This is a genomic window from Hyphomicrobium sp., from assembly GCF_003987855.1.
GTDB lineage: Bacteria > Pseudomonadota > Alphaproteobacteria > Rhizobiales > Hyphomicrobiaceae > Hyphomicrobium_B.
Genome location: NZ_RXIZ01000006.1, coordinates 74,943 through 97,070 on the forward strand (window position 1 = coordinate 74,943; position 22,128 = coordinate 97,070).

Here is a 22,128-nt window from a genome sequence, read left to right on the forward strand (position 1 = left end):
AGCCTCGAGCGGACTGCCGACCCCGAATATTTACCGGGAAGGTATAGAATGCGCGGCACTCTGACTGTCAAGTGAACTCCGGGCCACTCCCGCCCCTTGCCACCCGGTCAAGATTTGTGAAACAAGCAGGGACTAGGTTTTTTTCCGTCGCGGGCGCGCGACCCGGGTAATTCACAGCATGCGCTTGACGAAGCAGACTGGCCACGCGATCCGCATTCTGATCGAGTGCGCTCTTGCCAAAGATCAGCTCGTTAAGGTCGCGGATGTTTCAGACCGGCTTGGCGTTACCAAGCAGAATGTCTTCAAGATAGTTCATATCCTGTCCCACGCTGGCTTTCTGTCGGCGGTCAGAGGTCCGAACGGCGGCGTCCGCCTTGCCAAACCTGCCACCACGATCAAAATTGGCGACGTGGTGCGGGCCATCGAGGTCACTCGGGTCACGGTCGAGGGCGGCGGCAGTAGTGGCCGGACATCCGCAAGCCCGGGCAACATCAATGCTATGTTCGACGACGCCCTGATGGCATTCATCTCCGTTCTGGATCAACACACCCTAGCGGAACTTGCGGTGAAATCGCCGATGGGCATTACCGAGACGGAACCCAACGGAGAAAGCGACCACGGTGGCAAAGTCCGCAGCAAAAAGCCGGTGGCTCGGGGCTCGCGGCGAGGCTGAGGCTGGCGGCTAGCTTATGTCTTTGATCGGGATTACTGCATCGCCGATGATCCCTGCGAAGACCCGGCTCATCTTGGCCGCACTTTGCGCCACCGTATTTCTCGTGCTCGCTTCCATATCAGTGTGGGCGATCGGGCCACTCCGCGACGGAATTTTCTTCGCTTGTGGATTGTTTGCGGCTGCCGCAATTCTATTGGCATGGCCACGCGCTACGCTTGATCAGAAAGCGAGTGACATGACTGGCATCGGCTCAAGCTCTGACAAGAACCTGACCTGGATCGACCTCGCTGCTGCGATGCCCGATCCGGCGATCGTTCTCGACGAATCCTCCGTCGTGTTGAATTACAACGCGGCGGCCAACAGCCTCTTCGATCGGCTGCGTCCCGGCGTGCCGCTCGAGCACGTCAATCGCGATCCCGAACTCATCACCGCGGTATCAGAGGCACTGCAGAACGGCGAGAAAGGCACCGCGCGCCTTGTGCCTCGCGGCGTCGCCGGCCAGCGTCTTATCGCCACTGTCGCGCCTCTCGGCGCCGCCACACATCGCGCGCCCATCGCCGCTTTGATCACGATCCACGATGAATCCGAGCAGCATCGTCTGCTTGAAATGCGCACCGACTTCATCGCCAACGCCAGCCATGAACTGCGAACGCCGCTCGCATCCGTTCGCGGATTCATTGAAACACTGCAGGGTCCAGCGCGAAACGACGAGAAGGCGCGCGAGCGATTTCTCGCCATCATGGCCGATCAGGCGGAGCGTATGACACGCCTCATCGATGATTTGTTGTTGCTCAGCCGTGTTGAAGAGAAAGCCAACCTGAAGCCGACAGGCCGGGTGGACCTCAATGATCTCATGGAGGACGTGACGCGGTCGCTCTCGGTTTTTGCCGAAGGACGCAACATTACAATCGACGTTGAAGCACCAGACGATTCACAGATTGTCGCCATGGGTGACCGCGACGAGATCTTCCAGGTTTTTCACAACCTGGTCGAGAATGCCGTGAAATACGGTCGCGATGGCGGTGAGGTCAAAATCTCGATCTCGAAGAAAATCGGGCCGCGCGACGACAAATTTCCCGCGCGTGCTTTTGTGTCTATTTCCGATAACGGTCCGGGCATCGCGCCCGAGCATTTGCCCCGTCTTACGGAACGTTTTTACCGCGTCAGCACCGAGCACAGCCGCCGGATCGGCGGCACGGGATTGGGACTGGCCATCGTCAAACACGTACTCAGCCGACACGAAGGTGAGTTGACCGTCCAATCTGTCGTCGGAAAGGGCACAAACTTTAAAGTCGTTTTGCCTGCATACAGATAAAGACAATAAAATCAGATAGTTGAACTGTCACATTTCCATTGCGTGGACCCGCTAGAACGGACACGTGAATGATGACAGTGCGATGACTGCCAACCGCTTGGCTTGGCCTAAGCCAGATCACCTAAGTCGTTTGCCGAAAATGCGCCGGTGGGGAGCGCGGATTACCCGCGAATGTTCTCAAAAAGAGCATCGCACGAGATCGATACATTAACGCTGGAATTAAATTCCAAACGGAATCAATGCGTTAACGTTTCACAAAGGCGTGAACTAACTGGACTAGAGAGTTGCTGCCGGGTTCGCCCGGCAGATGGAGTGGCGAGGCCTCAAGCCCCCGTTCAACAAGGAGACCACGAGTGAAACAGTCTATTCTGGCGCTTTTAGCGGCGTTTGCGGCGACAGCCGCTGCGACCGCTCCCGTCAAAGCCGACATTTCCGGCGCGGGTGCCACGTTCCCGTATCCGATCTATGCAAAGTGGGCTGACACCTACAAGAAAGAGACCGGCGTTGGTCTGAACTACCAGTCCATCGGTTCCGGCGGCGGCATCAAGCAGATCGAAGCCAACACGGTCACCTTCGGCGCGACCGACAAGCCGCTGAAGGGCGACGAGCTCGACAAGAACGGCCTGGTCCAGTTCCCGACCGTCATCGGCGGCATCGTTCCCGTCGTCAACATCGATGGCATCTCGGCAGGACAACTCGTCCTCGACGGCCCGACGATCGCCAAGATCTACCTCGGCGACATCAAGACCTGGGACGACCCGGCAATCAAGAAGCTGAACCCGGATGCGAAGCTTCCTTCCGATGCCATCGCGGTCGTTTTCCGCTCGGACGGGTCGGGCACGACGTTCAACTGGACGAACTACCTCTCGGCCGTCAGCCCTGACTTCAAGTCGAAGATCGGTGCAAACGCCTCGGTTCAGTTCCCGACGGGCATCGGCGCGAAGGGCAACGAAGGCGTTGCCAACAACGTGAAGCAGACGAAGGGTTCGATTGGCTACGTCGAATACGCCTACGCCAAGCAGAACAAGCTCTCGCACACGAAGCTCGTCAACAAGGCTGGCAAAGCGGTTGAGCCCTCGATCGAATCCTTCCAGGCAGCAGCTTCTGGCGCCGACTGGAATTCCGCTCCGGGCCTTGGCGTGATCCTGGCCGACCAGCCCGGCGACACCACCTGGCCGCTGACCAGCGCAACGTTCATCCTGATCCACAAGAAGCCGAAGGATGTCGCCGCTGTGAAGGACGCACTGAAGTTCTTCGATTGGGCCTACGCCAAGGGTGGCAAAGCCGCTGAAGAACTCGACTACGTTCCCCTTCCCGACAGCGTCGTCGCTCTCGTTAAGAAGAGCTGGGGCGAAGTCGTCGGCGAAGACAACAAGCCGGTCTTCTCCAACTAAGTCTTTGCAAGATCGGGAGGCGTCCGCAGTGCGGGCGCCTCTTGGTCTCTTTATTCTATTGATGCCTTTTCATCGGTGGGGAGCGGAAACTTGACCTTCATGACAGACGCCAATTCTCAAGCGATGGCCGCGGCGGCGGCCAGACGCAAAGTTCTCGAAGGTCTCAAGACGACAGACAATTTCTTCCGCCTGCTGACACACTCGTCCGCCTATCTTGTCCTTATTCTCCTCGGCGCGATCTTCGTGTCGCTCGTGATGGGTGGTTCGCTCGCGTTCCAGACTTTCGGCTTGAACTTCCTGACGACCGAAGTTTGGAATCCCGTCACCGAACAGTTCGGCGCTCTCGCCCCGATTTACGGAACGATCGTGACATCCGCGATTGCCATGATCGTTGCTGTGCCCATCTCGATCGGGATTGCGGTGTTCCTCACCGAACTCTGCCCGATGCCGCTTCGCCGGCCCATCGGCATCGCCATCGAACTGCTCGCCGGCGTTCCGAGCATCATCTATGGCATTTGGGGCCTGTTCTTCTTCGCACCCATGCTCCAGCAATATGTGCAGCCCGAGCTGATCGCATTCTTCAAGCCGATCCCGGTGCTCAACGGACTTTTCGCCGGTCCTCCCTACGGCATCGGCATCCTGACATCGGCCCTCATTCTTGCGATGATGGTGCTGCCCTTCATCACGGCCGTCTGTCGCGACGTCTTTGAGACGGTACCACCGGTCCTCAAGGAGGCCGCTTACGGCATGGGATGGACGACCCGCGAAGTGGTCGGCAACGTCGTCATTCCCTATACGCGCGTCGGCATCATCGGCGGTGTCATGTTGGGCCTTGGCCGCGCTCTCGGTGAAACGATGGCCGTGACATTCGTGATCGGCAACGCTCACCGTATTTCGGAATCGATCCTGGCGCCCGGAACGACGATCTCCGCCACCATCGCCAACGAATTTACCGAAGCTGTCGGCGACATCTATACATCGTCGCTGATCGCACTCGGCCTCATCCTCTTCTTCATCACGTTCGTCGTCCTTGCTCTCGCGCGCTTCATGCTGATGCGCATTGAGAAGAAGGCAGGAGTATAACGATGGCCCTTGACCTCGCAAAATATCGCCGCCGCCGGCTACGCAGCACGATCACGGTTTCGCTCTGCTGGGCAGCTTCAGGCCTGGGCTTGACCATCCTGGCTGTTATCCTTGCCACACTTGTCTTCAAAGGCTTCGCGGGTCTCAACCTCAAAGTCTTTACCGAGATGACACCGCCTCCGGGCAGCGACGGCGGTCTCCTGAACGCGATCGCCGGCAGCTTGCTGATGACGTTCTTCGGCGTGCTTATCGGCACACCGATCGGCATCCTCGCCGGCACATATCTCGCCGAGTACGGACGCTACAGCAAGGTCTCGTCGGTGATCCGCTTCATCAACGACATTCTGCTCAGCGCTCCTTCGATCGTCACGGGCCTCTTCGTCTACGAAGTCCTCGTTCGTCCGATGGGCCACTTCTCCGCCATCGCCGGCGCGGCCGCGCTGGCGGTTCTCGTGATCCCGACCGTCGTGCGCACCACGGAAAACATGCTGGTGCTGGTGCCGAACCAGCTGCGAGAGGCTTCCTCCGCGCTCGGCTTGCCTCAGTCGCTGGTCATTCGTAAGATCGCTTACAAGGCTGCCCGCGCCGGCATGATCACAGGCGTTCTTCTCGCGATTGCCCGCGTCAGCGGCGAGACCGCTCCGCTGCTCTTCACGGCTCTAAACAATCAGTTCTGGAGCACCGATGTGAATGCTCCGATGGCGAGCTTGCCTGTTGTCATCTTCCAATATGCTCTCAGCCCCTATGAGGACTGGCAACGCCTCGCTTGGACTGGCGCTTTGCTCATCACCGCAGCGGTGCTCTCGCTTAGCATTGCGGCACGTTATCTTGGTACGTCGAGGACCCCCAAATGAACGTAATGTCAAAAGACGTCGACACTGGCTTGACCGAAAAGATCTCGGTCCAAGACCTGAAGTTCTATTACGGGTCGTCCTTGGCCCTCAAAGGCATCTCCATGCCGCTGTTCGAGCGGCAGGTGACGGCGTTCATCGGTCCATCCGGTTGCGGCAAGTCTACGCTCCTGCGCGTGTTGAACCGCATGTACGATCTTTATCCCGGCCAGCGTGCCGAGGGTAAGATCATGTTCGACGGCGAAAACATTCTCGACATGAAGGATCTGAACCTCCTTCGCTCGCGTGTCGGCATGGTGTTCCAGAAGCCGACGCCCTTCCCGATGACGATCTATGAAAACATCGCGTTCGGTCTGCGGCTCTATGAGCGCCTGCCGAAATCGGAAGTCGACGCCCGCGTCGAATCCGCGTTGGAGAAGGCTGCGCTCTGGAAGGAAGTGAAGGACAAGCTCCACGCGAGCGGCCTCTCACTCTCTGGTGGTCAACAGCAGCGCCTCTGCATCGCCCGCACCGTCGCCATTCGTCCGGAAGTCATTCTGTTCGACGAACCCTGCTCCGCGCTCGATCCGATCTCGACCGCGAAAGTCGAAGAGCTGATCGATGAACTGAAGCACGAGTTCACGATCGCGATCGTGACGCACAACATGCAGCAGGCCGCCCGCGTCTCTCAGCGCACCGCATTCATGTATCTCGGTGAGTTGGTCGAATTCGGCGACACCAAAAAGCTTTTCACAAACCCAACGGATAGTCGGACGCAAGACTACATCACCGGCCGCTTTGGCTAGTGGTGGCGTTGAGGCCAATCGATTTCAGGATCAAAGACGATGAACGAACATACCGTTAAGTCGTACGAAGACGAACTAAAGCTTCTCGACCGCCGGATCGCCCAGATGGGCGGCTACGCTGAAAAGCTTCTTGTTCAAGCTATGGATTCACTCGAGCGCCGTGACCCCAAGCTCGCCGAAAAGGCGGTTTCGGACGACGTCATGGTCGACCAGCTCGAGCGCGAGCTGCAGGACCAGGTGATCGTGATGATCGCCCGCCGCCAGCCGCTTGCAAACGACCTTCGTCACATCATGACCGTCGTGAAGATCGCAGGAGACCTCGAGCGTATTGGCGATCTCGCGAAGAATATCGCCAAGCGCGCGCTCACGATCGCCGGCGAAGCTTATCCCAAGCCCCTGATGACCGGCATGCGCCACATGACGGAAATGGTGCAAGGCCAGCTCAAGGACGTCCTCGACGCCCTGACCTCCCTTGACGCCGAGAAGGCGATGGAGGTGTGGCGCAACGACCAGCAGGTCGACGCCATGTATAACTCGCTGTTCCGCGAACTTCTGACCTACATGATGGAAGATCCGCGCAACATCGGCATCTGCACGCACTTCCTGTTCGGCGCCAAGAACATCGAGCGCATCGGCGACCACACCACGAACATCGCCGAGAACGTTTACTACCTCGTTCACGGCGTTCCGATCGCGGACGATCGGCCGAAGGGCGACAAGACCTCGTCCACCTTGATCACGCCGCGCTGATCAAAACACCACTCTAAGAACAAAGCTCCGATCCGGTATCATGCCAGCCAAGATTATCGTTGTTGAAGACGAGGCACCTCTTGCCGAACTGCTGAAGTACAATCTTCAGTCCGAAGGCTATGACGTCGTTCCAGCCGGCGATGGCGAAGAAGCCGAGCTTTTGCTTTCCGAGCAAAGCTTCGATCTGGCGATACTGGATTGGATGATCCCCAAAATATCCGGGATCGAGTTGTGTCGGCGCCTCCGCAATCGGCCCGACACGCAGAGCTTGCCGATTATTCTTCTAACCGCCCGCGGCGAGGAAACCGACCGCGTGCGCGGCCTGACCACCGGCGCCGACGATTACGTGACGAAGCCATTCTCCGTGCAGGAGCTGATGGCCCGCGTCAAAGCTCTGCTTCGCCGCGCATCGCCCGAACGTATGAGCGACATCCTTGTCTCCGGCGAAATCACGATGGACCGGGGCGCCCACAAAGTGACGCGTGGCGTTCGCGAGGTTCGTCTCGGACCAACCGAATACCGGATGCTCGAAGTTTTCATGGAAAGCCCACGCCGCGTGCTCTCCCGCAGTCAGCTGCTCGACCGCGTTTGGGGCCAGTCCTCCGAAGTGGACGAGCGGACAGTCGACGTCCACATCGGCCGCCTTCGCAAATCGCTCATCCGCGGCAACGAGAGTGATCCGATCCGCACGGTTCGCGGTGCTGGATACGTCTTCGACGGCCGCGAAGCGGAAGCTCAGGCCTAACGAGGCCTCCACATACGCATTCGGTCAGCTGGGAGCCGTGAGGCAGGCCGCGAGGTTGTGCGCCAGGCCGCGAAGCAGGACGTCATAGAGGTCAGGTCCTGACGTCAAGAGCTGCCCTTCCGCATCCAGCGTACCCGCTCGGGACCGCGATCCCTCCGTCACCGCAGCGACGAGGTTGGGCTGGAAGTCCGGTTCGGTGAAGACGCAAACCGCACCCAGCGCCGCGATCTTACCTCTGACTTCCGTGAGGCGCTTCGCGCTCGGCGCAACATCGGGGCTAACCGTAATCGAGCCGGCCGCCTGCAACCCGTAATGCCGCTCGAAATACTGCGTGGCATCGTGAAATACGATGAATGGTTTATCGCGAACCGGCTTGAGCTCGGTTGCAATCTCTCGATCGAGCGCATCCAGATCGGCATCGATTGCAGCTTCGTTCTGGCGAAGCTTTTCCGCGTATTCCGGATAGCGCTTCGCGATCGCTTTTGCCGACGCCGCAACAATGGCCTTCGCATTGACGGGATCCAGCCAGATGTGACCGTCCTTTCCGTCTTCGTCGTGGTCCTCCGCCTCCTCCGCGTGACCTTCGGCGTTCGCCTCCTCGTGACCATGCACATGCTTTTCGAACGTGCCGCCATGCCTCTGATCGAAAAGCTTGACGCCTTGAGCATCTATGAGTGTCACGACGGTCACAGCCGAAGGCAACGACGACACGATCTTGCGCGTAAACGGCTCTAGCGTATCGGACACGCGAATGAAAACGTCGGCTTCGTTGATGGCCCGGGCGGTAGACGGCTTGAGGGTGAAGGTGTGCGGCGACGCCGAACCGTCGACAATCAGCTGCGGCTGGCCTATCCCGGCGATGAGCCGCGCTACGAGCGAGTGGATAGGCTTGATCGTCACGACCACCTTGGGCGCTTCCCCTGCACGGACGGGAAGTGACATAAACGTCAGAACGAGAAATGCGCTCATTTTGCTGAGCAAAGCGCGTGTCATCAGGTCACCTTTAATAAATGAAACCGTATAATATAACTAAACAGAACAAGGGGCAACCAACCTTGAGTATGCCTATATCGCTCGGCTGACCGCTGACGTCGCAATGTCGCCACCTTCGGTGTGCGTTTCCTTGATCCGAGGTCCGGGAATCTTTCCGGCAATACGCACTAAGCTTCGAGGCGCCCTTGCAGAAGTACCTGACGGCAATCCGCTGTATCACAGCCACCATCCTGCTTGGGCTCGCCGGGGCACCTGCCTTGGCGCATCCGCACATGTGGGTGACCTACGAGATGACCGTCACCTACGACAAGGGCACTGTCACGGGCGTCGACCACGTCTGGAGCTTCGACGATGCCTATGCCGCCATGGCGCTCGAAGGTCTCGATACCAACAACGATGGCAAATACGACCAACACGAGTTGGAACCCCTTCTGAAAGTCAACATGGATGGCCTGAAGGAGTTCAATTATTTCACCGTCGCGAAGCTTGGCGAAGAGCAGCTGAATTTCCTCCCGCCGACGAACGCGCACCTCGACTATACCAATGGCGTCCTGCACCTCACGTTCCACTTGCCGCTCGCCAAGCCAGTCCTGGCAGATGCCGAGGGGCTGACCTTTGCGGTGTTCGATCCCTCGTACTTCATCGATTTCGAACCGGAGAAGACAGACGCCGTTAAGCTCGCGTCTGCCCCGACCGGCTGTACGGCGACCGTTCTCGATCCGGACGCCGAAAAACAGGATGAGCAGGCCAAGAAGCTCGGCGCGGCGATGGCTCAGCAGTTCGGCGCCGGCGCCGTCGGTTTCGGCTCCTACAAAACGATAGCCGTCAGCTGCAAAAAGCTCTGAGTGTCCCGCTAAAAGACGAAAATTAACTAGCCGGAAAGGTTTAGCCCGGCGGTACCCGGCCGTTGTCTTAGAAGGAGGGGTCCCTTCCCTGCTCGCGGGATCACCCAATGCTTCGCGCCCTGCGTACCCTCTGTTCTGTCGCGCTGCTCTCCGCACCGCTGGCCGTCTCCGGTGTGAGTGCCAAAAGCCCTGCTGAAGGTTCTGACTCGGGCTTGGAACTCGTGGTCGTCGAGGCTGAGGGCTGCATCTACTGCCAACAGTTCCGGCGCGAGCTTCTGCCGGCCTACGAAGCCTCTGAACAGGCCGCGAAAATGCCGGTGCATTTCATTGACATCAACACCCTCGACGCTGGGCCCATCGATTTGACGTCGGAAATAACCATGGTTCCGACCTTCCTTGTCGTGCGGTCGGGTCACGAGATAGGGCGCATACCAGGCTACGTGGCCGCAGACACATTCTTCCAGTCGCTAGGGTACCTCGTCGGATCGGCACGCTAGCCCCGTGAAGGCCTTGCTGACGGCCCCCGCGCATCGACAAGCCACCTTTAGCGCTCCGAGGCGACGTTTTGCCCTGAATTCCCCGAGCCCTGGAGCCAGAAACCCTTGTAAACCGCGGCCCGCTCCTGTACCGACGCGGTTTCCGTTTTGGGGCATTTGAACGCCATCATGGGCCGCAGCAAGCCGCACGTCGGTATTATCATGGGCAGCCAGTCGGACTGGCCGACGATGCACCACGCCGCCGACATTCTGGCCGAGCTGGGCGTACCCTTCGAGACCAAGATCGTATCGGCGCACCGCACGCCGGAGCGGCTCTATTCCTACGCCAAGGGCGCGAAGGCCGCCGGCCTTAAGGTCATCATCGCCGGCGCTGGCGGCGCGGCCCACCTACCAGGCATGACAGCCTCCATGACGACGCTCCCGGTTCTGGGCGTGCCGGTCGAGTCAAAGGCACTGAAGGGCCAGGACAGCCTCTACTCGATCGTCCAGATGCCGGCTGGCGTGCCTGTCGGCACTCTCGCCATCGGTGAGGCGGGCGCCAAGAATGCCGGCCTCTTCGCCGCAGAAATCCTTGCCCTCTCCGATGAGGCGCTGGCCGAACGGCTGGAAGCATGGCGCAAGCAGCATTCGGCGGACGTCGCCGAGACACCGGCCGATAGCTGACGACACCGCGATGACGGCAGTACCTCCCGGCTCGACGATTGGCATTCTGGGCGGCGGACAGCTGGGCCGGATGCTGGCACTGGCAGCGGCCCGCCTCGGCCTCAGATCTCACATCTATGCACCGGACGCCGATAGCCCCGCCTTCGAAGTCGCGGCCGCCCACACGATCGCAGCATACGAAGACGAAGAGCAGCTGGCGCGTTTCGCCGCCGCGATCGATGTCGCCACCTATGAATTCGAAAATATCCCGGTCGCAACCGTCGAGTTTCTCAGCGCGCGCGTGCCCGTTCGCCCAGGGGCCAAAGCCCTTGCCTGCGCTCAAGACCGCATGAACGAAAAGACGCTGGCGCGTGCATTGGGCGCGATGACCGCCGACTTCGTCGCCATCGATGGGCTCGACGATCTCGCGAAGGCGCTCGACTCCGGCTTTGCCATTCCGGCCGTGCTGAAGACCCGCCGCTTTGGCTATGACGGCAAAGGCCAAGCGAAGATCCTCAAGCGGGGGGACGCCGAAGCGGCCTGGACCGCGATGCGCGGGCAGCCTTCAATTCTCGAAAGCTTCGTGAACTTCCGCGCCGAGGTTTCCGTTGTTGCCGCGCGGGCCGTCGACGGGACATTCCGGGCCTTCGACGTCACCGAAAACGAGCACCGCAACCACATCCTTCACCGCTCCGTTGCGCCTGCCGCAGTTGCGCCAGACGTCGCCAGCGAAGCGATCGCGATTGCCCAGAAAATCGCTGAAAATCTCGACTACGTCGGCGTCTTCGCAATCGAGTTCTTCCTCGTGCCCGACAATGGCCGCGACCGCCTGTTCGTCAATGAGATGGCCCCTCGCGTTCACAACTCCGGGCACTGGACGATGGACGGTGCGCTAACCTCGCAGTTCGAGCAGCACATTCGCGCCGTCGCAGGTTGGCCGCTTGGTTCGTCCGCGCAGAAGGCCGGCGGCGCCGAGATGATCAACCTCATCGGTGACGACATTCTTGCCTGGGAGAAGATCGCAGCCGAGCCAGGCGCTTTCTTTCACCACTACGGAAAGAAGGAAGCCCGCCCTGGCCGCAAGATGGGCCACGTGAACCGGCTTCTCTCAAAACCGCCCAGCTGAGATCACCAGCGCATCAGAGCTGCGAACTGGCAAATGGCTGGTCGAGCTTGCGTTCGTCGCCGCCGAGCGAGTGCCTGACGATGCGCCACGCACCATTCACCTGCGCGAAATCCGTGGTGAAGCGGCCGCCGAGAAGATCGCGCGTGCCTTTGCGCGCTCCCGTCACGCGATAAAGTATGAAACCGCTGACCACGGCGGAACTACAGCCGGGCACGATTTCGCTCGACACGATGACCGGTTGCGGATGACGCGCGAGCAGACCGGCATAGTAGTCCCGGATCGCCTGCTTGCCGCGCAAGGGTGCGCCACCTTTCTCCGGCACGAGCGTCGCATCGTCGGCATAAAATTCCACCACCCGCAGGACGCTGCCTGAAACGATTGCATCACCCCAGCTCTCGAATACGCGCGATATCTCACGCGGATCAGCCGGCGTGCATTGTGGATCCGCGTGTGCGAGCTGGACCGAGGCGAATGCTGCCGCGAGAAACGCCGCCATGCCGCGGCAATGCCGTGCAGAGGTGGCGAAGGCAGTAGGGACGAATGATGAGGCCGAAATCATGAGCCAATTCCTTTTCCTCCCTCAGACGCCCTCCCCCTGTTCGCGACGGGCGTGCCGCCGCGCACTCTTCATGCCTCGCACGCGGTCCGCTCGTGCTGAGCTAAATCAAGAGACTGGATTTGAATAAGATTTTACGAGGAGGGTCGGCGATGGGCGGGCTGCGCAGACTGTCTTTGATAGGCCAGCCAGAATTTTTTCCCGAATGTCTCGGCGCCGGTCGCGATCGCTCAGGGCAAAGGCGGTGACGACTATCGCCGACCAGGGTTGCATAACGAACAGCCATCACTGATCCGTCGCGAGAAATGGCAATTCTCTGGGGGAATTAGCCATTAGTTCATGCGGTGGGGGTTCTGGTGGAACCGCGGCGAGTGAACGCCGTTGAGCGGGTACCGGTCGTGTTGGCACACGACGCCTCGATTTACCCCGACAAAAACAATTCAAGGAGCCACAATGAAACGCATAATCGTATTCGTGATGGCGATGATGACGGCACTTGCGATGCCGGTCATTGCCGAAGCGAGACACGGAGGCGGCCACCACGGCGGCGGTCATCACTTTGGTGGGCACCGCGGCGGCGGCCACCACTTCGGCGGACACCGCGGCTTCCGCGGCGGTCATCATTTTCGCGGCGGTCGTCACTGGGGCGGTGGACGGCATTGGGGCGGCGGACGTCATTGGCGCGGCGGACGCCACTGGGGCCGTGGTCACTGGCGCGGACATCGCCGCTACTGGCATGGCCGCTGGTGGGCCTACGGCGTAGGTTCCTGCTGGCGCTGGTCGCCGTACTATGACCGCTTCGTCTGGGTTTGCTACTAAGACCTAGAGCGCAAGCTCCCGAAATCATCCGACGGCCCTGCTCAGCGCGGGGCCGTTGCTTTTTTGCGCGTCGATGAAGCGAACATCAGTGCGAGCCGCGCCTCGGGAAGCTCCTGGCCTTGACTTCGCATCACCCGCTGGCGATTGATGCGCCGACGTCGAAAATCAAAGATCTGGAGAGACTGCGATGGACATCAAGTCGGCAATTATCGGCGTGCTCTTCGTCGCTGTCGTCGTGCTCGGCTATCTCCTCTGGGACGCCAACCAAACGAAGGTCCGTGTAGATCTGCCCGGCATCAAGATCGAGGGGCGCTGATCCATCTTGTTCGTCTTGGCTCGCACTTCGAACCAAATCACCCCAACCCCCGCGCTTCGTCTCGCACCTTCACATCCGCGATGATCCTGTCGAGCAGCAGGCACGTGCGCTTCCACAAGTCCGAGCCCTTGCGATAGTCCGCGCCGGCGTAGAAATCGCACCGGCCGGCCTTGAATAGCTCGATGCACTTCGTCTCGCTCTCGGCCGGCCCGTGCACCGCGATCGCGTGGCCGCCGTTTTTCTTCAACAGCGCCATCGACGGCACGTCCGTATCGCCGTCGCCGAAATAGATGAAATTCGAAAATGGGATCGGCCGGTCATCTTCGGGCATATGCGCGTTGATGCTGCTGCCGAGATCCTCGATCCCCTTGTTGATGCGGAACAGGAACTGCGTCTTGCCGGTGTCGGAAATGACCCGCTTCGGAAACGGTAAATCGTAGGCTTCGAACCAGTATTCGCTGGCGAAGACGTTGGCGAAATGCCGGTAGATCTTGGTACCCTCGATGATCTCGGTGAGCCCCGACGACACGAGATAGTGCTTCACCGTGATGCCCGCATCGCCCGACTGCTTCTTGACGTAGGCGTGCATCGCGTCAAACCAAGCCTCGACGCCAGGATAAAGCTCGACCTTCTTTCCCTGCGCAACGAGATCGGCGCGGTCGATGCGCACGCCCTTCTCCTTCGCCTTCTTGTAGAGAAGGTGCATGTAGGTGATCAGCGCATCGGCCCGCTCCGCCTTGGCAACGCGGCCGCACTCAGCCCAGAACTCTTTCGGCTCGATTCCGAGTTTGGGCAGGAACGCGTATTCCTGCATCGGCTTCGGCGACAGCGTGCCGTCGAAATCGTAGACGAGCGCGATGGTTTTCTTGTCGCCCGCCGCAGCGGCCGCAGCCCGCGCTTTGCGTCGCGAACGCGCGGCCGGGCGATGATCTTCCGGCGCACCCGTCCGGCTCCGCGCCGCCGAATCGGCCGCGACATCCAAGGACTTCACCCGCTCGACCATGAGCTTCTCTCCGCTCTCGACTTGTAGAGCGGAAGGAAGCGTGATTCGCGTGGCGCAAGGAAGTCGAAGCGCCTACTTGGCGTCGGGATCGGCGTAGATTTCCTCGCGAACCTGGGCGTAACTCAAGACCGAGAACAGCACCGTGCCGCCGAAAACGTTGCCTGCCAGCGTTGGCATAAAGAAATGGAAGATCGCCGTCTCCACGGTTACGCCGCCCGTCAGGACACCATAGATCGCTTCGACGCTGCCGGCGACGATGTGCGTAAAGCCGAACAGCGCGATGAGATACGTCAGCAGCGTGATGATCAGGAACTCGACATTATCGGTCGACGCCAATATCCAGACGAGCGCCGCGATCAGCCAACCGGCTCCAATTCCTTTGGCGAACATTTCGCCCGGTGAATTGATCATCACCCGTCCGACGATCTTCGACAGTTCTGGCACCACGTCCGCCGGGATCACCGGCAGAAAGGCCAGCGCCATCGCAAAGATCAGGCAGCCGACGAGGTTCGACGCGAGCACGATCCCCCAGAGCCGAACCATGCGCAAGAACCAGTTAACCTGCTTTCGCGCCATCACCGGCAGCACCGCGGTGAGAACGTTTTCGGTAAAAAGCTGCTGGTGACCAAGAATGACGATCAGGAACCCGACGGAATAGCCGAGTTTTGCGAGGATCGGCGACCACCCGCCATCGGGCAGATGCGAAGCAATCGCCGCTTCCGTCAAAAACGAAAAACCAATCGATATCCCGGCCGCGACGCCTGACCACCACAGCGCCGACAACGGACGCCGCAGCTCGATCTCGCCCTGCACGCGAATGATTTCGTAGACGACCGCCGGGCGATGGCGGACGCCCTCGCGAACCTGCTGCTTTTCTTTCCGGCTGAGCCCGGAGCCTGGCGAAGTACTCGAACCCTTGGCAGACTGCTCGTCCTGCGCGGTTTCCACCTCGTCTTTCGGCGGCTTCGCCATCAGTGCTTGCAGTCCGGACCGTGCACGTGTCCCGGAAGACCGTGGGCGATGCCATGGTCATGCCCGTGATCGTGGTGGTGATCGTGATGATCATGCCCATGATCATGGCTGTGGTCGTGCCCGCAACCGCACCCATCGCCGTGATCATGATGGTGATGCGCTTCCGGATCGACGAGTGCAGCAGCGAGTTTGCGCTCGATCGCGATCGACATTTCGCGCGGACTATCCTTGTCTTCGATCAGCAGCCCCATGACCTCCGCGCCGAGCCGGAAGTCATCGACCGCGCCGAGATAATGGCGGCGCAACCTGCCCTGACGGTCGAACAGCAGCAGCGCCGGCGTGCCCTGAAGTTCATAGGCCTTCATCGTCTCCGGCAATTCCGTCCCATTCGGCTTGTCGAGCGCGACCGGAATTGTGACACCGTTCTCTTGCAGGTATGCCTCGACCTTCTCGGGCGTTTGCTCCTCAAGGCGCTCAAAAGGCATGTGCAGCCCGAACACCGCCACTTCGCTTTCGTCGAAAGCGCCCCGGAGACGCATCGCTTGTGGCAAGCCGAATTTCTGCGAGCCGGGGCAGAGGAGTTGCCATACCGCGACGACGACGACTTTCCCCTTTTCCGCTTTGAGCGTGCGCTTGGTATCGGAATTGAGCCAGCGCTGCGCGATGATTTCGGGAGGCCGTTCGGGATTGAACATGTGCAAATGATCCTGAGGTAATTTTCTCACCTATAGCACGGGACGCCCTGGCGCGCAGAGCGTTCCCTTTGTCGGGCTTCAGTCGCAGCTGGCTGATTTTTCGAAGCCGATCGGCGCCGTCTTCTCTGAGCACGCAAACTCCGCCGGAATAGCACACGGCTCAGCGGGGTTCGGCGAATAGATCCGGAAATGCACTGAGCAACCTCGCATCACATTATATCCGGAAACGCATCCCGTCGGCTGCGGCATGCGATCTTGAGATTTCGATTGCAACGTCCAGTTCGTGCGTTTTGCCCAGCGATCTTCCACTATGGCGAGCCCCGGCCTCTTCGCCGTGACATCGGCCGCAAGCGCTTCCGGCGTCTGCCGCTCTGGCGGAATGGAAAGCAGAAACCGGCCTGAAGGTTCACGAAATCCGACCAAAACCGCTCGATCCTTTGGACACGCCGCGATGGCACGGGCGATCATTTGCGCCGGCCATATCTTATCGATGCCCGGCAGCACGACGCCGAGAAGTGTCAACCCGAGGAGGCCGACGGCTGCGGTCCCGACCGCAGCCCAGCGGCGCAATTGGCCTTCACGGCCAAGCTGCCCAGTCCAGATAAAGAGCGAGGCGATCACAGCGATCAGCACCAGGGCCGGAATGCTCGGAAGTTGACCGACGAACAGATAGACCGCAGCGAACAAAGCCAGCGGCAAAGCGGAAAGCGCAGTGGGCCAGATCCAGAAGCCGCTCCATTCGGGCTTTTTGCCTGCGCCATGCTCGCGCGTGACAATGATCGCCACGCCGAGAGCGAGCGCCGGAAACATCGTCTGCACCATGTACGTCCCGGGCTTCGACGACAGCAATTCGAGATAGATGAGATATCCGATCACCCATGCGATCAGAAAACGCTGCAGGCGCTGATCGCGCTCCGCCCAGAAGCGCTTGAACGCGGTGCCGATAAGCATCGTGCCAGGAATGAACCCGAGGAGCAGCGCAAGCACGAAAGTGCCGGGAAATGCGCGAAGCTTCATGTCCTGAGCGCCCCCGAGCGCAGCCAAGACTTCCCGCATGCTCAATCCGGAAAACGCCGTGCCATCCTGATGGACGCGAACGTATATCCAGGGCGACGCGATCAAGAGCGCAATGGGAACGCCGATGACCGGGTTGAGCCGCTTGAGCCAACACCAATCGCGATCGAAAATATAAAGCGCGATGACGGTCGCAAGAACGAGGATCGGCACCAGCAGCGCATTGATCAGCATACCGACGCCGACCGCCGCCCAGAACAGCAGTACCGTTCCGATTGGCTCCTCATCGTTGGAATATATGCGAGCGAGTGCAAGCATCGCGACCGTCGCCGGCAAGAGCGACAGCCCCTCTGCGATCGCCAGTTGCGAGACGAGAACGGTCAGAGGCGCGACCGCAAACAATACCGAGGCGACAAGCGCCGTTTCCGGACTAACGAGACCTCGCCCAAGCCAAAATAGCGCCAGCACAGCAAGAGTGACGGCGAGGAACGAGGGGATGCGATAGACGACGATATCGCGGTCATGGGCGTCTCCCGCAATCCAGCGCGACACGCCTTGTGCCCAGAACGTTCCGATCGGCCGGTATTGATGGACGGTGTCTCCATAGCGCGGATCCGTCCAGTCGCCGCGAGCGACCATGTCCCGCGTCGTTTCCGCCCAGATGATTTCCGTCCGATCGACGGCTGGCAGGCGCACCACACCCGGCAGATAGACGACGGCGCACAGCGCGAGAAGCGCGAGGGTGGTTCTCCACGGCTCGGCGGCTAAATCCGCCCAACCGCTCCACAACGTGCGCTGGCGCTCCACCACTAATGCTCCCTCGAAACTTGACATGCTTTCGGAAGTCGGCTGTTTGCGCATCCGAACGCCAAAACGCAAGGGCCTACGTCCGCATGCCAGGAAAATCGGCTGATCGCGCCGCCCGAAGGGCACGCCTGATCGAACTCATCAAGGCCCGATCTTTTCAGGAAGGCCCCGAATTCAAGCTCGCATCAGGTAAAACATCGACATTTTACTTCAATATGAAGCCTACGATGCTTGACAGCGAGGGCGCTTATCTCGTCGCGTCTTTAATATTGGATCAGCTCGATGACGTCGACGCGGATCTCGTGGGCGGCCTTGAAATGGGCGCCGTACCAATTGCTTCAAGCGTGGCCGCAGTTGCTTTCACCGAAGGGCGTAAACTTTCGGCATTCTTTGTCCGCAAGCAAGCCAAGGAGCACGGCACGCAATCGCTCGTCGAGGGACTGGCGAAGGGCGAAAGCATGGCGGGCAAAAAAATCGTGGTGGTCGAGGACGTCACGACCACAGGCGGCTCTGCCTTGAAGGCGGCCGAAGCGTTGAAAGCCGCCGGCGCCGAGATCGTGCGCGTTATTACGATCGTTGACCGACTGGACGGCGCATCCGAAACCTTTGCTGCCGCTGGCCTTAAATTCGAGCCGCTGCTAACGCTCGCCGATTTCAGAGCATAGGCGCGTCAGAGCGCGGCAGGTCAATTACCAGAGATGTTTCTTCAGGAATGCGCTTGTGCGCTCCCAGGCAAGCTCCGCGCAGTGCCGATCATGCACGGTGCGCTGTTCGTTCATGAACGCGTGGCTCGCGTCATAACGATAGAACTCGAACGATTTTGCTGCTGCTTTGAGGCCAGCTTCGAACGCATCGACGTTTTCCGGAGTGACGAAATCATCGCTGTTGGCGAAATGCCCTTGCAGCGGAATTTTTACGTCCGCGGGCTTCGCCACCGCATCGGGCGGCAGACCGTAAAACGGGACTGCGGCTGAAAACTCCGGAACGCGGCAGGCTGCAAGACAGGCAACCGCGCCACCCATGCAGAAGCCCGCAACGGCCACCTTCGGACTGGACTTCAGCAGAAACTGCGCCGCCCCGCGCACGACCTGATCGCAGGCGTCGAGGAAGTTGAGTGACTGCATCTCGCGCAGCGCGGCATCGCTATCGTGGTAGGGAATGACGGTTCCGGCGTAGAGATCCGGCGCAAGAGCGTCATAACCCAGAAGGGCGAAGCGATCGCAGAGCCCCTTGATCTGGTCTTGCAGACCCCACCACTCCTGAACGACGACGACACCGGGCGCGTTCGCCTTACCCGCTAGTGAAAGATAACCCTCGGCTTCTTTCCCGTCGGGACGAGTGAAAGGAATGCGGGTGCCCATAGCTGACGCTCCAGATTAAGCCGGCGGGGCTTTTCTAGGCAGGCACGGGAAGATGATCAACACCCTAGGCGACGCACCACGCTCGCCCCGGACGATGGATGAGATTCACTCTGCCGCGATGCCGCGATCGACGGCTGGGCTCGCCTTCAACACGTCCGCATCGACGTAAGCGGCAAACTTGGCGAAGTTATCGTGGAACATCTGCGCAAGCTTCGCTGCCATGGCGTCGTAGGCTTTCGGATCGCTCCATGTTTCCCGCGGATTGAGAATCGTCTGATCAATACCGTCCATAGCTACGGGCACCGCGAAACCGAAAACGGGGTCGATGCGCATCGGCAGGGCCTTGAGCGTCCCCGAGAGCGCCGCATTGAGCATGCCACGAGTAACCTTGATCGGCATACGCGTACCCTCGCCGTACTTCCCGCCAGTCCAGCCGGTGTTGACGAGCCAGCAGTCGACCCCGTGCTCCGCAATGAGCTTGCGCAGAAGGTTGCCGTAAACGCTTGGGTGCCGTGGCATGAACGGCGCGCCGAAGCAGGTAGAAAACGTTGGTTTCGGGTCCGAACCCATACCCTTCTCTGTGCCGGCGACCTTCGCGGTAAATCCTGAGAGGAAGTGGTACATCGCCTGACTCGGCGTCAGCTTCGCGATCGGCGGCAGCACGCCAAAGGCGTCGGCTGTCAGCATCACGATGTTACGCGGGTGACCCGCCGTTCCAGTAGGGCTGGCGTTGGCGATTGCGTCCAGTGGGTAGGCCGAGCGTGAATTCTCAGCCAGCCGGTTGTCATCGAAATTCGGGACACGCGACTTCGGATCGATCACGACGTTCTCGAGTACCGTGGCGAAGCGGTTCGAGGCATCCCAAATCTGCGGCTCGGCCGACCTCGAAAGCCGGATCGTTTTCGCGTAGCAGCCGCCCTCGAAATTGAAGATGCCCTTTTCTGACCAGCCGTGCTCGTCATCACCCAAAAGTTCGCGCGCTGGATCGGCCGAAAGCGTCGTCTTCCCAGTTCCTGAAAGACCGAAGAAAACCGCCGATGCGCCATCCTTGCCGACGTTGGCCGAGCAGTGCATCGGCATGACGTTCTTCGCCGGAAGCACGTAATTGAGATATGAGAAAACGCTCTTTTTTATTTCGCCGGCATAGCTTGTGCCGCCGATAAGAACGATGCGTTTCGAAAAATTGCAGGCGATTACGGTCTCGCTGCGGGTGCCGTGATAGAGCGGAGCCGCACGGAAGCTCGGCAAATCGACCACGGTGAAGTCCGGCACGAAGGATGAAAGCTCGCTCCCATCAGGCCGGCGCAGGAGGTGCCGGATGAAAAGCGATTGCCAAGCATGTTCAGTGATGATGCGAGTATTGAGGCGATGATCCGCATCCGCGCCGGCGTAAAGATCCTGCACGAAGATCTCTTTGTGCCGCGCATAGCTGATGAAGTCGGCGAACAGACGATCGAACTGTTCTTCCGACATTTCTTTGGCATTGTCCCACCAGATGGAGGCGTCGGTATCGGCGTCTCTGACGATGTACTTGTCTTCCGCGGAACGTCCCGTGTGTTGACCGGTCTCGACGGCCACCGCCCCGCTCTGCGCCAGCTTGCCTTCGCCGCGCCTGATGATGAACTCCATCAGCTCTGGCTCAAGAAGATTGCGGTGAACTTTCTGCGAAGGCTGGGTCGGAAACAGCTCGGTCATTGATGGTTGCCTTTGGCAAAAGCGCTGACGTGCACGCACGAGATCTCAGCAGCACAAGGCGAGAAACGCACGGCTCGCCCCTTTGTGCCGCACAATTCTGGCCGCTTCAGGAGGGCCTGCCCCGCAGTGGACGACCGCTATCCCAAACTCAAGCTGTTCAATGGTCCTAGAGAGCGGTAAGAACACGCAAAATCCGGTAACACTATGTATCGTCGAGGCATTCCGCAGAGTCGTCTTCGTACGGAGCATGGGTTCAATATTCGTGCCAAACAAGCGGAAATGTGTACTTGTGAGCATCCAAATCGCCCACTTTGCTTGCCGTCAGGGGCGGGGTCGCCTATTCAGGTGGTATTCAGCCTCCGGAGCCCATCTGGTCGGAGCGCCACAATTGCTACACCATGCCGCCATATGCGCAAAAAGAGCGCGGTGTGCATCCCGCCGCGGCTGAGGGGCAGAAGAGGAAAAGATGAAGGAAAAGAGCACCATCGCACTCGTCGACGACGAGCGTAATATTCTGACCTCGTTGCGGATGGCGTTGGAAGCCGAGGGGTACAAGGTTCGCACTTACGGAGACGGGGTTTCCGCGCTCGAAGCCTTGACCGAGGAGCCGGCCGATCTCGGCATCTTCGACATCAAGATGCCCCGCATGGATGGCATGGAACTTCTGCGGCGCGTGCGCCAGCAGTCCGCCATGCCGGTGATCTTCCTGACCTCGAAGGATGAGGAAATCGATGAATTGTTCGGCCTCAAGATGGGCGCCGACGATTACATCGCCAAGCCTTTTTCGCAGCGCTTGATCGTCGAACGCGTCAAAGCTGTGTTGCGCCGTGTCGCCCCAAAGGACGGCACCACGACAGAGGATGAGGCCAAGCGCGTGTTGGAGCGCGGCAAGCTGAAACTCGACCCGGAGCGCCACACGTGCCACTGGGATAATAAGGCTGTGACGCTGACCGTCACCGAGTTCCTGATCCTTCAGGCACTCGCAACCCGTCCAGGCGTTGTAAAAACACGCGACGCGCTTATGGACGCGGCATACGACGATCAGGTTTACGTCGATGACCGCACGATCGACAGCCACATCAAGCGGCTGCGCAAGAAGTTCAAGCAGGTCGATGACGATTTCGACGTGATCGAAACACTTTATGGCGTCGGCTACCGCTTCAAGGAATAGGCGGCCGAACTGCCACCGGG

General features: G+C 59.9%; 24 protein-coding genes. 16 read left to right on the top strand and 8 right to left on the bottom strand.

Annotated features, from left to right (window positions below; genetic code table 11):
• The first annotated feature begins 178 nt into the window (after nt 1-178).
• The 8 genes from EKK30_RS04790 to phoB all read left to right on the top strand — a co-directional run bounded on the left by EKK30_RS04790 (nt 179) and on the right by phoB (nt 7,596).
• On the top strand, nt 179-673 hold the full coding sequence (locus EKK30_RS04790; protein WP_290981059.1) for an Rrf2 family transcriptional regulator: 495 nt from the start codon (nt 179-181) through the stop codon (nt 671-673).
• Between the two features lie 16 nt (nt 674-689).
• Nucleotides 690-1,988: an ATP-binding protein gene (locus EKK30_RS04795; RefSeq protein ID WP_290981062.1), complete on the top strand. Its 1,299-nt coding sequence runs from the start codon at nt 690-692 to the stop codon at nt 1,986-1,988.
• A 365-nt stretch (nt 1,989-2,353) separates the two neighbouring features.
• Nucleotides 2,354-3,382, top strand: a complete 1,029-nt coding sequence (gene pstS, locus EKK30_RS04800; protein ID WP_290981328.1) for a phosphate ABC transporter substrate-binding protein PstS — start codon at nt 2,354-2,356, stop codon at nt 3,380-3,382.
• 123 nt (nt 3,383-3,505) lie between these two features.
• Nucleotides 3,506-4,465 carry a phosphate ABC transporter permease subunit PstC gene (gene pstC / locus EKK30_RS04805; RefSeq protein ID WP_290981331.1) on the top strand — a complete coding sequence of 320 codons (960 nt, stop codon included), beginning with the start codon at nt 3,506-3,508 and terminating at the stop codon, nt 4,463-4,465.
• Nucleotides 4,466-4,467: 2 nt separating this feature from the next.
• Nucleotides 4,468-5,319 carry a phosphate ABC transporter permease PstA gene (pstA, locus tag EKK30_RS04810; protein ID WP_290981065.1) on the top strand — a complete coding sequence of 284 codons (852 nt, stop codon included), beginning with the start codon at nt 4,468-4,470 and terminating at the stop codon, nt 5,317-5,319.
• On the top strand, nt 5,316-6,101 hold the full coding sequence (pstB, locus tag EKK30_RS04815) for a phosphate ABC transporter ATP-binding protein PstB (protein WP_290981067.1): 786 nt from the start codon (nt 5,316-5,318) through the stop codon (nt 6,099-6,101). Before pstA ends, pstB begins: the two co-directional genes overlap by 4 nt.
• A 39-nt stretch (nt 6,102-6,140) precedes the next feature.
• Complete coding sequence (phoU, locus tag EKK30_RS04820; protein ID WP_290981069.1) at nt 6,141-6,851, top strand: phosphate signaling complex protein PhoU; 711 nt, start codon at nt 6,141-6,143, stop codon at nt 6,849-6,851.
• Between the two features lie 40 nt (nt 6,852-6,891).
• Nucleotides 6,892-7,596 (top strand): phosphate regulon transcriptional regulator PhoB, encoded by a 705-nt coding sequence (gene phoB, locus EKK30_RS04825; protein ID WP_290981072.1) that lies wholly within the window; start codon nt 6,892-6,894, stop codon nt 7,594-7,596.
• 24 nt (nt 7,597-7,620) lie between these two features.
• On the opposite strand, the gene EKK30_RS04830 is transcribed toward phoB, so the two are convergent.
• Nucleotides 7,621-8,589 (bottom strand): zinc ABC transporter substrate-binding protein, encoded by a 969-nt coding sequence (locus tag EKK30_RS04830; RefSeq protein ID WP_290981076.1) that lies wholly within the window; start codon nt 8,587-8,589, stop codon nt 7,621-7,623.
• 185 nt (nt 8,590-8,774) lie between these two features.
• On the opposite strand from EKK30_RS04830, the gene EKK30_RS04835 reads away from it, so the two are divergent.
• The 4 genes from EKK30_RS04835 to EKK30_RS04850 all read left to right on the top strand — a co-directional run bounded on the left by EKK30_RS04835 (nt 8,775) and on the right by EKK30_RS04850 (nt 11,699).
• Nucleotides 8,775-9,434 (top strand): DUF1007 family protein, encoded by a 660-nt coding sequence (locus EKK30_RS04835; RefSeq protein WP_290981079.1) that lies wholly within the window; start codon nt 8,775-8,777, stop codon nt 9,432-9,434.
• 107 nt (nt 9,435-9,541) lie between these two features.
• A complete protein-coding gene (locus tag EKK30_RS04840; protein WP_290981082.1) occupies nt 9,542-9,931 on the top strand; it encodes a thioredoxin fold domain-containing protein in 390 nt (129 codons plus the stop codon).
• Nucleotides 9,932-10,099: 168 nt separating this feature from the next.
• Nucleotides 10,100-10,594 (top strand): 5-(carboxyamino)imidazole ribonucleotide mutase, encoded by a 495-nt coding sequence (gene purE / locus EKK30_RS04845; protein ID WP_290981085.1) that lies wholly within the window; start codon nt 10,100-10,102, stop codon nt 10,592-10,594.
• Nucleotides 10,595-10,604: 10 nt separating this feature from the next.
• Entirely contained in the window at nt 10,605-11,699 is a 1,095-nt protein-coding gene (locus EKK30_RS04850; RefSeq protein WP_290981088.1) for a 5-(carboxyamino)imidazole ribonucleotide synthase, read from the top strand.
• A gap of 13 nt (nt 11,700-11,712) precedes the next feature.
• On the opposite strand, the gene EKK30_RS04855 is transcribed toward EKK30_RS04850, so the two are convergent.
• On the bottom strand, nt 11,713-12,258 hold the full coding sequence (locus tag EKK30_RS04855; RefSeq protein WP_290981091.1) for a DUF4440 domain-containing protein: 546 nt from the start codon (nt 12,256-12,258) through the stop codon (nt 11,713-11,715).
• A gap of 450 nt (nt 12,259-12,708) precedes the next feature.
• Here EKK30_RS04855 and EKK30_RS04860 point away from each other — a divergent pair, with 450 nt between their 5' ends.
• Entirely contained in the window at nt 12,709-13,074 is a 366-nt protein-coding gene (locus tag EKK30_RS04860; protein WP_290981094.1) for a hypothetical protein, read from the top strand.
• 187 nt (nt 13,075-13,261) lie between these two features.
• On the top strand, nt 13,262-13,390 hold the full coding sequence (locus EKK30_RS04865; protein ID WP_290981097.1) for a hypothetical protein: 129 nt from the start codon (nt 13,262-13,264) through the stop codon (nt 13,388-13,390).
• A gap of 37 nt (nt 13,391-13,427) precedes the next feature.
• Here EKK30_RS04865 and EKK30_RS04870 read toward each other — a convergent pair whose 3' ends face one another.
• The 4 genes from EKK30_RS04870 to EKK30_RS04885 form a co-directional block, all read right to left on the bottom strand.
• Nucleotides 13,428-14,393: an HAD family hydrolase gene (locus tag EKK30_RS04870; protein ID WP_290981100.1), complete on the bottom strand. Its 966-nt coding sequence runs from the start codon at nt 14,391-14,393 to the stop codon at nt 13,428-13,430.
• A gap of 72 nt (nt 14,394-14,465) precedes the next feature.
• Complete coding sequence (locus EKK30_RS04875) at nt 14,466-15,365, bottom strand: formate/nitrite transporter family protein (RefSeq protein ID WP_290981104.1); 900 nt, start codon at nt 15,363-15,365, stop codon at nt 14,466-14,468.
• Complete coding sequence (locus tag EKK30_RS04880) at nt 15,365-16,060, bottom strand: TlpA disulfide reductase family protein (RefSeq protein ID WP_290981107.1); 696 nt, start codon at nt 16,058-16,060, stop codon at nt 15,365-15,367. Before EKK30_RS04880 ends, EKK30_RS04875 begins: the two co-directional genes overlap by 1 nt.
• Before the next feature lie 78 nt (nt 16,061-16,138).
• Nucleotides 16,139-17,908: a glycosyltransferase family 39 protein gene (locus EKK30_RS04885; RefSeq protein WP_290981110.1), complete on the bottom strand. Its 1,770-nt coding sequence runs from the start codon at nt 17,906-17,908 to the stop codon at nt 16,139-16,141.
• A gap of 59 nt (nt 17,909-17,967) precedes the next feature.
• Here EKK30_RS04885 and pyrE point away from each other — a divergent pair, with 59 nt between their 5' ends.
• A complete protein-coding gene (pyrE, locus tag EKK30_RS04890) occupies nt 17,968-18,546 on the top strand; it encodes an orotate phosphoribosyltransferase (RefSeq protein WP_290981113.1) in 579 nt (192 codons plus the stop codon).
• A gap of 24 nt (nt 18,547-18,570) precedes the next feature.
• Here pyrE and EKK30_RS04895 read toward each other — a convergent pair whose 3' ends face one another.
• Nucleotides 18,571-19,242 carry a dienelactone hydrolase family protein gene (locus EKK30_RS04895; RefSeq protein WP_290981116.1) on the bottom strand — a complete coding sequence of 224 codons (672 nt, stop codon included), beginning with the start codon at nt 19,240-19,242 and terminating at the stop codon, nt 18,571-18,573.
• 105 nt (nt 19,243-19,347) lie between these two features.
• Nucleotides 19,348-20,937 carry a phosphoenolpyruvate carboxykinase gene (locus EKK30_RS04900; RefSeq protein WP_290981119.1) on the bottom strand — a complete coding sequence of 530 codons (1,590 nt, stop codon included), beginning with the start codon at nt 20,935-20,937 and terminating at the stop codon, nt 19,348-19,350.
• A 466-nt stretch (nt 20,938-21,403) separates the two neighbouring features.
• Here EKK30_RS04900 and EKK30_RS04905 point away from each other — a divergent pair, with 466 nt between their 5' ends.
• The gene (locus EKK30_RS04905) at nt 21,404-22,108 is read left to right on the top strand and encodes a response regulator transcription factor (protein ID WP_290981122.1); all 705 of its coding nucleotides are present in this window, start codon (nt 21,404-21,406) and stop codon (nt 22,106-22,108) included.
• Nucleotides 22,109-22,128 lie beyond the last annotated feature (20 nt).